Source organism: Mycobacteriales bacterium (genome assembly GCA_035995165.1).
Taxonomy (GTDB): domain Bacteria; phylum Actinomycetota; class Actinomycetes; order Mycobacteriales; family CADCTP01; genus CADCTP01.
In genome coordinates this window covers 1-13,654 of record DASYKU010000079.1, presented here as the reverse complement: position 1 = coordinate 13,654, position 13,654 = coordinate 1, and the positions used below count along the sequence as shown (strand labels likewise).

Here is a 13,654-nt window from a genome sequence, read left to right as displayed (position 1 = left end):
CCGCCTCCGGGCCGACGGCAACGACACCCCCGTCCTCTTCCTCACGGCGAAGGACTCGATCGATGACCGGATCGTCGGCCTCACCTCCGGCGGCGACGACTACGTCACCAAGCCGTTCAGCCTGGAGGAGGTGGTGGCCCGGGTCCGTGGCCTGATGCGGCGCACCTCGATCGCGGCCGCGAGCAGCGGCTCGGTGCTCAGCGTCGGCGACCTCACCCTGGACGAGGAGAGCCACGAGGTCACCCGGGCCGGCGAGGAGATCGCGCTGACCGCCACCGAGTTCGAGCTGCTGCGCTACCTGATGCGCAACTCCCGCCGGGTGCTGTCCAAGGCCCAGATCCTGGACCGGGTCTGGTCCTACGACTTCGGCGGCCAGGCCAACGTGGTGGAGCTGTACGTCTCGTACCTGCGCAAGAAGATCGACGCCGGCCGGGAGCCGATGATCCACACCGTTCGCGGCGCCGGGTACGTCCTGCGCCCACCCGCGTGAGCGTGGCCGCCGCCCGAGCGCGGTGGCGGCCGAGCCGGACCTTGCGCGGGCGGCTCACCGTCGGGCTCGCCGTCATCCTGCTCGCGGCCTGCGCGGTGCTGGGCGCGGCCACGGCGCTGTTCCTGCGGTCGTTCCTGCTCGGACAGCTGGACAGCCAGCTCGCGGCGGCGGGCGGCCGGTTCTCGGTCAGCCTCGAACGGGGTGAGCTCGCGCCGGGCGGGGACGACGGCGACGCCGACAACGCCGTCCCGGGCCAGTCGGTCGGCACCATCGGCATCCGCCTGCTCGGCGGCCAGGTCGCCCAGGCCGCGGAGGTGAGCGACGACGGGTCCAATCGCACGCTCACGTTCACGGCTGCCGACACCGCCCTGCTGGCCGCCCTGGCCCCGGGTCGGCAGGCGTCGAGCGCCGACCTGTCCATCGGCGACTACCGACTGCAGGCCGTCGCCGGGCACGACGGTGACGTCCAGATCACCGGGCTGCCTCTGCATCCGGTCAACGGCACCCTGGCCCGGCTGGCGATCATCGAGGCGGCGCTGTTCGGGATCCTCGTGCTGGCCGGCGGGACCGCCACCGCGATCGTCGTCCGGCGGACGCTGCAGCCGTTGGAACGGGTGTCCGCGACCGCGCTGCGGGTCTCCGAGCTGCCGCTCACCGATGCCGACACGGTGCTGCCGGCCGGCCTCGGGCCGGCCGAGCCGACCAGCGAGGTCGACCAGGTCAGCGTGGCATTCGACCACATGCTCGAGCACGTACGGTCCGCGCTGGCGGTACGGGACGCGACCGAGGACCGGCTGCGCCGGTTCGTCGCCGACGCCAGCCACGAACTGCGGACCCCGCTGGCGACGATCCGCGCCCACGCCGAGTACGCCGGGATCGCGGACGGCCCGCCGTCCGCCCCGGTGGCCGAGGCGTTGAGCAGGATCACCTCGGCCACCGACCGGATGGGCACCCTGGTGGCGGACCTGCTCCTGCTGGCCCGGCTGGACGCCGGCCGGCCGCTCGCCCGCGAGCCGGTCGACCTCACCCGGCTCGTGCTCGACGCTGTCTTTGACGCCCGGGCCGCCGGACCGGAACATCACTGGCGGCTGGACCTGCCCGAGGAGGCGGTGGCCGTCACCGGCGACGGTGAGCGACTGCATCAGGTGCTGGCCAACCTGCTGACCAACGCCCGGACCCACACCCCCGCCGGGACGACGGTCACCACCACCCTGAGCCCCGGTCCGGCCGCGGTCGAAGTGGCGGTCCGCGATGACGGCCCCGGCATCGCGGCCGCCCTGCAGGCCGAGCTGTTCGACCGCTTCACCCGCGGCGACTCCTCCCGCGCGCGCGACCACGGCAGCACCGGGCTCGGACTGGCCATCGCCTACGGCATCGCCACCGTCCACGACGGAACCCTGACCGTCACCAGCACCCCCGGCGAGGGCACCGCCTTCCTTCTCCGTCTCCCGGCCGGCTGACGCCACTGGGCCGGCTCGGCGTCCCGCCGGCTCGGGACAGCAGCAGCCGGCCGCACCCGCCCGGTCGTGCGCCCGGTCCTCGGCTCGCTGTCGAAGATCAGCCCACAGGGATCACTTCCGTATTGGTGCCGTCGAAGTGATCCGGAGGACGGCGCCGGGCAGTGGTATTCGCGTTGCCTATGACCTGGGAAATCGATGTATTCGCCCGGCCGGAATTGTTGGGCGTCGAATTCAGTCGCGGCTCGAAACCTGTCCTCGTGGCCGCTGATCCGGCCGCCGGAGTCGCCGTCAATGGTGCAAAAGGTGCTAATCGACAGGCCAGGTGACCCCTCGGGATGCGAAACGGTGACGATTGATGACAAGACACCCAACACCGTCCGGGCCGGCCGTACATTTCATCTGATTTGCTCCTCTCGAGTAAAGCGAATACCAAAAAGAAAACCCTCTTCTGGGTCACGAGTGGTCGCCATCCGAGGTGATACCGTCCACGAATGTGCTCGCCGGGGGTTTATCTTTATTACTAAGGGATTATCGGCGGGGAGTCAGAAAAGGAGTGGAGTTTGTCGGCGTTTCCGGTGTCCGGCGGCATCATCACGGAGCCGGCGTTCGAGCTGGGTCAGGCATTGCACCTCCATCGACTCGCGTGCGGTCTGTCCCTGCGCCGGCTCGCCGCTCAGCTCGGCCTCAGCTCGCACAGCGGCCTGGTGGACTACGAGCGCGGCGTGCGCATACCTCCGGAGGACCTGCTGCCCGCGTACTGCCGGGCGCTGAAAGTGCCGTCCGATTACCTGGGCGAGCTGCGGCAGCGAGCCCTGCTGGAGGTGGCCGTCGGGAAGGTCGCCGGGTCGCCGGCCGCAGCCCACGGCGGATCCAGCGAGGTGCTGTCGGTGACGCTGATGTCCCTCAGGACGCCGATGGCGCGCGTGGAGGGGCTCACCGCGATCATCGGCCGGTTCCGGGAGATCGTCGCCATCGGCTTGATCCTCGGCGCGGAGGAGCTGGTCATCGCCGCGCGGCGAGTGAACCCGGACGCCCCGGACGGGCGCTGCTGACCGGCGCCGACTCCGGACCGGGGACATCCACGGCGGCCGCGGGTGCCAGCCGGGCGGCGATGGTGCCGTACCCCCGGTCGTGGTAGACCAGCGGCCGCCCCGGACCGACCCGGACGCTGTCCACCCGGGCGACGATGATCGAGTGGTCGCCGCCGTCGAGCACCTGGTGCCGGTCGCAGGACAGCCACATCAGCGCACCGTCGATCGCGGGCAGACCGTCCAGGCCGACGACCTGGGCCGCGAACCGGTCCGGGGCGCGGTGGGCGAACCGGCGGGCGACCTCCTCCTGACCGGCACCCAGGACGCTGAGGCAGTACCGCTCGGCGCGGCAGAGGACGCCGTGCGCGGCGGCGCCCCGGTCGACGCAGAACAGCACCAGCGGCGGAGCGACGGACAGGCTGCACAACGACCCGATCGTCATCCCGTGCGGCTCGCCGCCGGAGTCCAGCGCGGTGACCACGGCGACCGGCATCGGCACGTGGGCCAGGGCGCCGCGGAAGGCGTCGGCGTCGATGGACACGGCAGCTCCTCAGCGGTGGACGAGGCCGGCGGCGATCTCCCGGCGCAGGGTCGATATCTCCTCGGCATGCTCGCTGGCTCCGAACCCGAGGTGGGCGTCGAGGTCGGCGCCGGCCAGCGCGGACGAGCCGGCCCTGGTGTGTGCCCAGGCCCGCCGGTAGAGCAGCTCGGCGCTGTCGGCGCCCGGCTCGGCCAGGGCCGCGCCGAAGTCGACGATCGCGTCCTCGTACCGGGCGCTCTCCAGCCTGAGCACGCCCCGGTTGAACAGCACGTCCGGGTCGGGCCCGAGCACGGCCAGCGCCGCGGTGAGGTCCGCCTCGGCCGCGTCCGGCTCGCCCTGCTCGTAGGCCAACCCGGCCCGGTCGACCAGAGCGGCCGCGAACGCGGGGTCGGCCTCCAGGGCGCGGTCGTACGCCAGCCGGGCGGCATCGAGGTCCCCCCGTTCCTGCTCGAGCCGGCCCAGCAGGCAGCACAGCCGGGGTTCGGCCGGCGCGGCGGCCAGTCCGGCCTCGGTGTCCTGCCGCGCACCGTCGAGATCGCCGGCGGCCAGCCGCAGCATCGCGCGGCTGAGCCGGCCCTCGACGAAGTCGGGCTCCATGTGCAGCAGCAGGTCGAGGTCGTGCAGCGCCTCCTCGGTCCGGCCGAGCGCGAGCCGCAGCTCGGCCCGGTTGTAGTAGAGCTCGGGGAACGGGGCGGAGATCTCCACGGCGCGGTCGTAGTCGGCCAGGGCCGCGACGAGATCGCCGCGTCGCCGGCACAGGTTGCCGCGATCGGTGTGGTACTCGACGTAGTAGGGGTCCCACTCGATCAGCCGGGTGAAGCCCGCGTACGCCTCGTCGAGGCGGCCGAGCGCGGCCAGTACCCGGGTCTGGTTGTGCAGCAGCTGCGAGCGGTGCACGACGTACTTGTCGGGCGGGAGCTCGCGATCCAGCCGCGCGATGCCGTCGGTGACCAGCTGCAGGGAGTGCTCCAGGTTGCCCCGGTGCATCTCGATCAGCGCCAGCCCGTTGTCCTGGTAGACCTGGAAGTACGGTCCGAAGACCGGATCCCGCTCCAGGGTGGCCAGCGCCCGGGCGTTGTTGGACAGCTCCAGGGCCGCCTCGTGGTCGCGGGGCACGTAGAAGCGGGTGTGCAGCATCGCCAGCGCGTAGCTGCTGGTCATCTGCACCCGGGGCAGCGGGTAGAGCCGGCGCAGTTCGCGGTACAGCCGCTCGCACTCGCGCGGCTGTCCCATCGGCACCAGCGCGCTGGCGGCCTTGGCGGTGAAATGGCAGTAGTCCTGCTGGTCGGCGACGGCGCAGACCGCGCGTCCCCGCATCCCGAAATCGACGGTCGCGGCGGAATAGCCGGTGGCCACGCAGTAGTCCAGCGCCTCCCGCAGCACGCGCCGCCCGACGCCGGACGGGTCGGACCCGCGTTCCCGGTGGTACGGCAGCGCTCCGAGGCGCGTTCCCCAGTCGGCATCCGCCTCCAGCGCGTCCGCGCGGGCGTCGTGCAACTGCGCCCGCAACTCCGCAGCGGCGGCCTCGTACGCGGCCATCTCGGCGGCGTCGTCGCTCGTCCCGTCGGCCTCGACGTAGGCGGCGACCAGCTCCGGGGCGGAGCGTGCCGGGCGTTCGTCCGGCACCGGCGGCGCGGTGCGGGAGGTCGCCCACTCCTGCAGCGCGGTGCGCAGCTCCGGCGGCAGCGGCTCCTCGGCGGTGCCGACCGTCACGGCGAGGGTGGCCGGATCGGCCCGGCGGACCAGGATCGCCAGGAGTTCCTGTTCGGTCGGCTCGGCGGCGTGCACGTCGTCGAACGCCAGCCGCAGCGGGACCGGGTCGCCGGCCTCGGCCCGCAGCCGCGCGAACGCGAGCAGGAAGTTCACCACGCCCTGGGACATGCCGCGGATCCACTGCACACCGAAGTACCGGGTCCGCTCCTCGTACGGGGTGTTGCCGACCAGCGTGTCCGGCGGCGGCCCGATGTGCTCGGACAGCTCGGGAATCGTGTACAGCAGCTCCACCCGGTGCTGCTCGACCAGCTCCGGCCACCGCCGGAAGGCCTCGGGCACCAGCGCCCCCAGCACCTCGCCGGTTCCCGTGTACGGGCCGCGCAGTCGCTGGTGGCACCCGGCGACGCGGACCGGGTCCGGCCCGGCCTGGATGGCGGCCCGGCGGGCGGCCCGGGTGGGCCCGGTGATCCAGATGTGGGTGCTCATGAGGCCTGACTCCAACCGAGGGTGGCGGCGGGGGCGGCGGACCGGTCTGCGGCCCGGGTACGCCGGTAGCGGGCGAGGTTGCGCAGGTAGATCAGTCCGTAGAAGGCGAGCTGGGCCACGTTCAACGCGACGAACAGCGTCGTGTCCCAGAAGTGCGCGTCGTGCACCGGGGACTGGAAGCCCTGTACGGACAGCCGGACGATGCCGAGCAGGACCGGGCGCAGCGCGAGCAGCCAGAGACCGACCAGCACGACGACGCCGACGGCGAAGAACGGTGCGTACCAGCGAGCGAGCCGCTGGTCCCGCTCCGACCACTGGCCGACGTCGAGATGGCGGTCCGGACGGCGCAGCGCGCGCCAGAGGTGGTTGCGCACCACCGCCCGGGTCGCGGCGTGCAGGTCGTAGCAGCCCAGTGCGCTGGCGATCACGAAGTAGACGTCGGTCTGCAGGAAGAGCAGGAACTGGTAGGCGAACCGGGTCAGGATCGGGAACGCCATCGCCAGCGCGATCCGGCCCGGCAGCGACTCGCCCCCACCGGGAGTCTCGAAGAACGACGCGATGATCCCGAGACCGCAGATCGCCACGACGTCCAGCAGCATCCCGGCCAGGAACGGCAGGTAGCGCCGGCGGCGGGGAACGGTCAGCAGCCCGTTCATCCGCGTCTCGAAGACGAGGATCACGTACAGCCGGGTGCCCAGGCCGAGGCTGGTGCGCAGGCCGAGCCGGCGGCCGGCCAGCACGTGGAAGGACTCGTGCGCGAACAGCCAGGGCAGCTGGCCGAACATGATCAGGACCTGCACCAGCAGCAGCGAGTCGGTGAAGAACACCTGGTGCGGCCCCGGCGTGAGCTCGGGATGCCGGCTGACGACGACCAGCCACCAGAGCACCACGAGCAGGTACAGAACGAAGGCGAAAGGGGAGAACACCGCCCGACCCAGCCGCTGGAACCGGACCGGAGTCCCGTCCGCGGGTTCCACCTGCGGTGCATCCGGGGCCGGGCCGGTCGGCTGCACGAACCCGAGACCGTCCAGCGTCTGCAGGAAGTCGGGCATGTCGACGGTCTCGCCGTACGTCTCGGCGTACCAGCCGGCGGCGTCGGCCGGGGTGGCGCCGCGCGTCAGCCGTTCCAGCAGCGCGGCTCCCTCGACCGGAAGCACCGCGTACGAGTCGATGTCCGGCCGCCCGACCAGTACCTCGTCCCCCTCCGGCACGAAGCTGAGGGGATGGAACCGCAGTTGTGTCTCGGACACGCGAACCTCCCGGATCGGGCGGACCGACGGTCCCGCTTGCGCGCGGCGGTCGGCCGCGCGCAAGCGGAGATCGGGGCGTCGATCAGAAGTTGAACGCGCTGTAGCAGCAGCCACACGCGGCGGTCAGTCGGACCGAGCTCGCCTTGCGAACGACGATCTTCTTCATCTGTTCCTCCTCAGGAACGAAACGCGGATCCTGCGACTCCGCCATGGCGCCATGGCGGCACGAGCAGACAAGCAACCCCGGGCGTCGAGAAGGTCGCCACGGACCGGTTACGGCCCAGGTTCGGACCATCGGGCGACCAGGGAATCCATCGGCCGACCGCCCGTCGACCGTGCGCCGGATCGCCCGTTCGTCGCACCGTCGGGCCTGCGGCCGCCCGGCACGCCTGGAGATCCTCGGTCCGCCGCCACGGTGGAGAAGTAGCCGGCCGGTGCCCTCGACTCAGACTTTCGTCGGTGTCGGCGGTTCCCGGCGCCGACCTAGCGTTCCGGACATGAGCAGCGTCGTCCTCACCTCGAACCGTCCGTGCGGCCGCGGCATCATCGCCGGGGTCCTGTATTCAGCCGTGGTCTCGTTGGGCTTCTCCTCGCTGGTGGGCGAGTGGAGCGGCCTGACCGGGCGGCCGGCGCTGATCGCGCTCGACATCGCCGTCGGCGGGCTCGGCCTGGCCGCGCTCGTGCTGGTCCGCCGCGCCCCGGTCCGGCTCGCGCTGGTGCTGTCGGCACTGCTGGCCGTCTCGGTGTCGCTGACCCCGGTGGCCGGCGCGGCGATGCTCTGGGTCGGCCGGCGCCGGCGCCTGCCGGTCGCGATCGCCGTGGCCGCCACCGGCGTCGCCGGTCACCTGGTCCGCGAGCTCTGGCGACCGGAGCCCGGGCGGCCGCTGGTGCTGTGGCTGATCGTCATCGCCGCCTCGTACGCCGCCCTGACCCTCTGGGGGGCGCAGCACCAGGCCCGCTCTCGGCCGCGTCAGTGCAGTGCGGCGGCGGGGGTCGCCTTCCAGGCTGTCCACAGTGGACGGTAGCCCATGCGGTGCCAGAACGGGCCGGAGCGCGGGTTGAGCAGGGAGTAGTGCAGCAGTGTGCAGGCGATGCCGGCGTCGTCGAACGCGTGGTGGGCCGCGGCGGTCAGGGCGGCGCCGACCCCGGCGCCCCGGGCGGCCGGTTCGATCCGCGCCATCCGTACGTAGCCGATCGGTCGCAGGTCGGTGAACGGTGCCAGCCAGTCGTTCGCGTCGGGTCGCTCGGCGCTCAGCGCGCCGACCACCCGGCCGTCGATCTCCGCCAGCCAGACCCACGGGTCCGGCGTGTCGAGCTGCTCCGCCAGCTCGGCCCGCAACCGTTCCGCCACGTCCGGCCGGTCGATCGCGGAGCCGAACTCCAGCTCCGAGCGGGCCTGGGCCAGCGCGAGCTCGCTGAGCGCGGCCAGGTCGCCGGGACCGGCGCGGCGGATCGTCGCGCCGGCGGTGACGGGCCGGGCGACCGTCCGGGCCGCGACGACGACGTACGGGACCAGCCCGTGCGACAGCAGCGGGTGGAATGTCTCGGTGTCCCGGGAGGGCACGTACACGTACGCGGCCGAGTCCTCGTCGGCGGCACGGGGATCGGCCCGGACCTGGGTCGACCACTCGGCGAGCAGACGGTCCAGCGCACCGGCGACGTCCGGACCGGCGACCAGCGGCCGGAGGCTGAACCGGTGCGCGGCGAACCACATCGGCAGCGCGCTGCCCGGCTGCGGGGACAGCTGCCGCGGCGCCCCGACCGCCCCCGGTACCGCCAGCCCCGGCGCTCCCGCCGGCAGGCTCGGCCCCGGCAGCAGCGGATCCAGCGCCCGCCAGCGCTCAGCCACCCCGGCGAGCACCCCGTCCATCCACTGCCTCCGTCCCCGCGGCCGGCAGCAGGATAGCCCCGGATCCCGGCCGTCTCGCGCGGCCGGTCAGCGGGGTCAGCTGAGCGGGAGGCGCACGGTGACGACTGCTCCGCCCAGGGGTGGGCCGTTGGCGATCTGCACGGTGCCGCCGTGCGCGGCCACCACGGCCCGGACGATCGGCAGGCCGAGGCCGGCGCCCCCGCTGGTGCGGGCGCTGTCGCCGCGGACGAACCGCTCGAACGCGGAGTCGAGCAGCGCGGGGGAGAAGCCCGGTCCGTCGTCGGCCCACTCGATGCGGGCGGTGCCGCGGTCGGTGTCGACCCGGATCCGGGCCGCGGTCGCGCCGGCCGCCGCGCTGTTGGCCGCGAAGTTCGCCAGCACCTGCCGGAGCCGGCCCGCGTCGGCGTCGACGACCAGCGGCGCACAGGTGGCGTCGATCCGCAGACCGACGATCGGGGCGAGGGTGGCCACCTCGGCGACGGCCAGCTCGGAGAGGTCGACCGGCTCCCGGTGGACCACCAGCGCGCCGGCCCGTCCCCGGGCCAGCAGCAACAGGTCCTCGGCCAGCCGGGTGAGCCGGTCGACCTGGCCGCGGGCGGCCAGCAACGACTGCTCCACCTCGGCGCGGTCGTCCAGTGCCCCCAGCGCCAGCTCGATCTCTCCGCGCAGCACGGCCAGCGGGGTCCGCAGCTCGTGGCTGGCGTCGTCGACGAAGGCCCGCTCCCGGTCGAATGCGACCGCCAGCCGGGCGAGCATCCCGTCCAGCGTCGCGGCGAGCCGGGCGAACTCGTCGTCACCGGGCACCGCCGGCAGCCGGCGTCCGGTCTCCAGCGTCGAGATCGTCGCCGCCTCCCGGGTCAGCAGGTCGACCGGGCGCAATGCCGCGCCGACCATCCGCCGGCCCAGCGCTCCCAGCGCCGCGGCCAGCACCGGCGCGGCCAGCGCCAGCACCAGCAGCTGCCGGGTGCTGCCGCGCTCGACCGCGTCGGCCGGCACCGCCACGGTGAGGACCGGGCCGGTCGGGTCGACCCGCCGGGTGAGCAGCCGCTCCCGGACCGACTGTCCGTGGTGGCCCAGCGGCAGCGACAGGCTGACCAGGCTCGTCGCGCGGACGGCGGTGACCTGAGCCGGGCTGAGCAGCCGGTGACCGGCGACCGACCGCGAGCTGGCCAGGACGCCGCCGGTGCCGGTGTAGAGCTGCGCCATCAGGTCGTCGGACACCGCGCTGACGTCGCCGGTACGGACGCTGGCGGCCAGGTCCCGGCTCCGCCCGGCCAGCTCCGCGTCCACCGCGTCACCCGTCTGCCGGGCGAGCACGGCGTACAGCAGCGCGAGCGACCCCAGCAACACGATCGTGGTGCCCGCTGCGAACAGGACGATCAGCCGGGCCCGCAGCGAGGGTGGCAGCAGCCGCAGCAGACCCACCTCCGAGCTTTCATGATGCTCTCATCGGGGACGATCGATGGTGGCAGGCATGACCCCGTCCGGCGCCGACGCCCCGGGTATCGACCCGCATCCGGGCGTCCGGTCCGGCCAGCGGCTGCCGGCCGGGGAGCGCGCGGCCGACCTGCTCTGCCGGGCCGGCGGCTCCTGGGCGTACGTCAGCCTGGTGGCGGCGGGCATCGCCGTCGCCGCCGTGCTCGCCGTGCCCGGCGGCAGCCGGTCCGTCACGCTGGTCGGTCTCGGCCTGTCCGCGCTGGCGGCGCTGGAGGTCGCGGTCGCGCTCATGGCCTCCCGCCGGGCCGGGCGCATCGCCGCCGAGATCGCCCAGTACCAGCTCGACCAGGGCCGCCGGGCCGGCGCGGCCGCCGAGGAGCTGCGCGCGGACATGGGCCGGCTCTACACGGAGCTCGCCCGGATCGCCGCGCTGACCGAGATCGCCCGCGGCTCGACCCGGTCACACCCCTAGGGAGGCCCGGAAATGATCAGACTTCGTCCCCGGTACCGGCTGGGCGTCTGCCTCGTCGCGGCGGCACTGGTCGCGACGGCGTGCGGCTCGTCCGGCACCAACTCGGCGTCGGGCGGCGGCAACGCGCCCGGTAAGTCCGCCAACACCGCGACCATGGCGGAACCGCCGGCCACGGTGCCCAACTGGATCTGGCCGTTCACCCCCATCGCGAACTTCAGCGTGGTCAACGCCGGGGAGTTCCAGCAGCTGATGTACCGGCCGCTGTACTGGTTCGGGGACGACGCCGGCGGCCCGAACATCAACCCCGGCCTGAGCCTGGCGAACCTGCCCGTCTACAGCGACGGCGGCAAGACGGTGACGATCACGCTGAAGCCGTACTCGTGGTCGGACGGGTCGAAGGTCACCTCGGCCGACGTGCTGTTCTGGATCCACATGGAGCAGGCGGAGAAGGCGAACTACGCCGGCTACGTCCCCGGGCAGTTCCCGGACAACGTGAAGGCCGCCACCGCGCCGAACGACACCACGGTCGTGCTGACGCTGGACGCCGCATACAGCCAGCAGTGGTTCACCTACAACCAGCTCGGCCAGATCACCCCGATGCCGAAGGCGTGGGACATGACCGCGGCCAAGAGCCCGGGCACCTGCGCGACCGCGGTCGGCGGCTGCGCGAAGGTCTACGACTACATGCTCGCGCAGACCAAGGACCTGCCGACGTACGCGACGAACCCGCTCTGGCAGGTCGTGGACGGCCCGTGGAAGCTGTCCACGTTCAACGCCGACGGGCGCGTGAGCTTCGTCCCGAACTCGGCGTACACGGGGCCGAAGAAGCCGACGCTGAAGAAGTTCAACCTGGCGCCCTTCACGACCGACTCGGCCCAGTTCAACGTGCTGCGGCCGGGCAAGACGATCGACGTCGGCTACCTGCCGACCCAGGACGTCTCCCGGGCCAAGCCGGCCGGCAGCGGTCCGGCCTCCGCGGGGCCCAACCCGCTGAACGGCTACACGCTCGCGCCGTGGTTCCTCTACGGGGTCAACTACTTCCCGCTGAACTTCAACAACCCCACGGTCGGTCCGATCTTCAAGCAGCTCTACTTCCGGCAGGCCTTCCAGTCGGTGGTCGACCAGAACTCGGTCATCAGCGCCTCGGCCAAGGGGTACGGGGTGCCGACGACGGGACCGGTCCCGACCTTCCCGAACAGCCCGCTGGTCTCGGACCTGGAGAAGCAGAACCCGTACCCGTTCAACATCGGGGCGGCCAAGAACTACCTGACCTCGCACGGCTGGAACGTCGTCCCGGGCGGCACGTCGACCTGCACCAGCCCCGGCACCGGCCCGACCAACTGCGGCGCCGGCATCACCGCGGGCCAGAAGCTCGCGTTCGACCTGCAGTTCGCCAGCGGGCAGCAGACCGTGAACACGGCGATGCAGTCGCTGAAGTCCAACGCGGCCCAGGTCGGCATCCAGATCTCGCTCAGCTCCGCGCCGTTCAACACGGTCACCGCCGCGGCGGTGCCCTGCACGGGCTCGAAGTGCACGTGGCAGCTGGAGAACTGGGGCGGCGGCTGGGTCTACGCGCCGGACTACTACCCGACCGGGGAGAGCATCTTCGGCACCGGCGCCGGCTCGAACTCCGGCAGCTTCTCCGACCCGGCCATCGACAGCCTGATCCACGACAGCAATGTGCAGAGCGGCACCGCGGTGATGCTCTCCTACGAGGACGCGCTGGCGAAGGCCCTGCCGGTGATCTGGCAGCCGAACTACACGTACAGCCTGACCGAGGTGGCCAACGGGCTGCAGGGCGTCACCCCGCAGAACCCGTTCGGCTCGCTCACCCCGGAGAACTGGCACTACTGAGCGGATCTGCTGACCAGACGACCCGGCGGAACAGGAGAAGCACATGATCGGCTACCTGCTCCGCCGGGTCGCGCAAGCGGTCGTGGTCGTCCTCGTCGTCACGATCTTCGTGTTCGTGCTGCTGCACCAGCTGCCGGGCGGGCCGGCCCGGGCCGTCCTCGGTCCCCGGGCCACGCCGGCGCAGATCGCCCAGTTCAACCAGGACAACGGGCTGGACCGGGCCGTCCCGATCCAGTATCTGGAATACCTGCGGCACTGGGCGACCGGGAACTTCGGGTTCTCCTTCAAGCTGAACCAGTCGGTCGGATCCCTGCTGCAGCAGCGGTTGCCGAAGACGCTGATCCTCAACGCGCTCGCGCTGGCCTTCACCCTCGTCGTCGCGATCCCGGTCGGGGTCTACCAGGCGGTGCGGCGCAACCGGTTCTTCGACTACGCCGCGACCGGCCTGTCGTTCGTCTTCTACGCGGCGCCGACGTTCTTCCTCGGGCTGATCGCGGTGCTGCTGTTCTCTCAGAAGCTGGACCTGCTGCCGCCCGAGGCGCCGCAGTCCGACGGCGTGGTGCCGATCTTCACCGAGTTCAGCGCGATGATCCTGCCGATCGTCACGCTGGCGCTGCTGAGCATCGCCGGCTTCTCCCGCTACATGCGCTCCTCGGTCCTGGACAACGTCACCCAGGACTACGTCCGGACGGCCCGGAGCAAGGGCTGCTCGTCCGCGCGGGTGCTGCGGGGGCACATCCTGCGCAACGCGCTGCTGCCGATCGCGACCCTGATCGGGCTGTCGCTGCCGGCGCTGTTCGCCGGCGCGCTGGTCACCGAGTCGATCTTCAACTTCCCGGGGATGGGACTGCTGTTCTGGCAGGCCGCGCAGACCTCCGACTACCCGGTCGAGCTCGGCGTCGTGCTGGTGACCGCGGTGGCGACGGTGCTCGGCAACCTGCTGGCCGACATCTCATACGTGCTGCTCGACCCGAGGGTGAGGTACTCGTGAGCGTGAACCCGGTGGAGCCGATCGAGCTCCATGCGGTCGCGGCCGAGCCGGCGCCGGCG

12 protein-coding genes are annotated in these 13,654 nt (G+C 72.4%); 7 read left to right on the top strand and 5 right to left on the bottom strand.

Translation table 11 applies throughout. From position 1 onward, the window contains the following. From VGP36_12970 to VGP36_12960, 3 genes are all read left to right on the top strand, one after another. Positions 1-490, top strand: a 490-nt coding sequence (locus VGP36_12970) for a response regulator transcription factor (GenBank protein HEV7655627.1), incomplete at its 5' end; no start/stop codon positions are given. A 2-nt stretch (positions 491-492) separates the two neighbouring features. Next, a complete protein-coding gene (locus tag VGP36_12965; GenBank protein HEV7655626.1) occupies positions 493-1,950 on the top strand; it encodes a HAMP domain-containing sensor histidine kinase in 1,458 nt (485 codons plus the stop codon). Positions 1,951-2,525: 575 nt separating this feature from the next. Continuing rightward, a complete protein-coding gene (locus VGP36_12960; GenBank protein ID HEV7655625.1) occupies positions 2,526-3,002 on the top strand; it encodes a helix-turn-helix transcriptional regulator in 477 nt (158 codons plus the stop codon). Here the strand turns inward: VGP36_12960 and VGP36_12955 are convergent. From VGP36_12955 to VGP36_12945, 3 genes are read right to left on the bottom strand one after another with little or no spacing between them, the layout of a single operon-like run. Next, on the bottom strand, positions 2,953-3,522 hold the full coding sequence (locus VGP36_12955) for a flavin reductase family protein (GenBank protein HEV7655624.1): 570 nt from the start codon (positions 3,520-3,522) through the stop codon (positions 2,953-2,955). The genes VGP36_12960 and VGP36_12955 overlap by 50 nt on opposite strands. A 9-nt stretch (positions 3,523-3,531) precedes the next feature. Next, the gene (locus VGP36_12950; GenBank protein HEV7655623.1) at positions 3,532-5,721 is read right to left on the bottom strand and encodes a tetratricopeptide repeat protein; all 2,190 of its coding nucleotides are present in this window, start codon (positions 5,719-5,721) and stop codon (positions 3,532-3,534) included. After that, complete coding sequence (locus tag VGP36_12945) at positions 5,718-6,971, bottom strand: hypothetical protein (GenBank protein ID HEV7655622.1); 1,254 nt, start codon at positions 6,969-6,971, stop codon at positions 5,718-5,720. Before VGP36_12945 ends, VGP36_12950 begins: the two co-directional genes overlap by 4 nt. A 497-nt stretch (positions 6,972-7,468) precedes the next feature. Here VGP36_12945 and VGP36_12940 point away from each other — a divergent pair, with 497 nt between their 5' ends. Next, complete coding sequence (locus VGP36_12940) at positions 7,469-7,996, top strand: hypothetical protein (GenBank protein ID HEV7655621.1); 528 nt, start codon at positions 7,469-7,471, stop codon at positions 7,994-7,996. Here VGP36_12940 and VGP36_12935 read toward each other — a convergent pair. Beyond that, positions 7,942-8,841, bottom strand: coding sequence for a GNAT family N-acetyltransferase (locus tag VGP36_12935; GenBank protein ID HEV7655620.1), 900 nt, complete (start codon positions 8,839-8,841; stop codon positions 7,942-7,944). The genes VGP36_12940 and VGP36_12935 overlap by 55 nt on opposite strands. 75 nt (positions 8,842-8,916) lie before the next feature. Beyond that, positions 8,917-10,266 (bottom strand): HAMP domain-containing sensor histidine kinase, encoded by a 1,350-nt coding sequence (locus VGP36_12930; GenBank protein ID HEV7655619.1) that lies wholly within the window; start codon positions 10,264-10,266, stop codon positions 8,917-8,919. 49 nt (positions 10,267-10,315) lie between these two features. Here VGP36_12930 and VGP36_12925 point away from each other — a divergent pair, with 49 nt between their 5' ends. The 3 genes from VGP36_12925 to VGP36_12915 are packed head-to-tail and all read left to right on the top strand — an operon-like array spanning position 10,316 to position 13,595. Further along, positions 10,316-10,750, top strand: a complete 435-nt coding sequence (locus VGP36_12925; GenBank protein HEV7655618.1) for a hypothetical protein — start codon at positions 10,316-10,318, stop codon at positions 10,748-10,750. A 12-nt stretch (positions 10,751-10,762) separates the two neighbouring features. Next, positions 10,763-12,604, top strand: coding sequence for an ABC transporter substrate-binding protein (locus VGP36_12920; protein ID HEV7655617.1), 1,842 nt, complete (start codon positions 10,763-10,765; stop codon positions 12,602-12,604). 43 nt (positions 12,605-12,647) lie between these two features. After that, the gene (locus VGP36_12915) at positions 12,648-13,595 is read left to right on the top strand and encodes an ABC transporter permease (GenBank protein ID HEV7655616.1); all 948 of its coding nucleotides are present in this window, start codon (positions 12,648-12,650) and stop codon (positions 13,593-13,595) included. Positions 13,596-13,654 lie beyond the last annotated feature (59 nt).

Bases quoted from the DNA above. Each gene is read 5' to 3' on its own strand.
- VGP36_12950 (HEV7655623.1), bottom strand. From the start codon at position 5,721: ATGAGCACCCACATCTGGATCACCGGGCCCACCCGGGCCGCCCGCCGG.
- VGP36_12940 (HEV7655621.1), top strand. From the start codon at position 7,469: ATGAGCAGCGTCGTCCTCACCTCGAACCGTCCGTGCGGCCGCGGCATC.
- VGP36_12935 (HEV7655620.1), bottom strand. From the start codon at position 8,841: ATGGACGGGGTGCTCGCCGGGGTGGCTGAGCGCTGGCGGGCGCTGGAT.
- VGP36_12925 (HEV7655618.1), top strand. From the start codon at position 10,316: ATGACCCCGTCCGGCGCCGACGCCCCGGGTATCGACCCGCATCCGGGC.
- VGP36_12920 (HEV7655617.1), top strand. From the start codon at position 10,763: ATGATCAGACTTCGTCCCCGGTACCGGCTGGGCGTCTGCCTCGTCGCG.
- VGP36_12915 (HEV7655616.1), top strand. From the start codon at position 12,648: ATGATCGGCTACCTGCTCCGCCGGGTCGCGCAAGCGGTCGTGGTCGTC.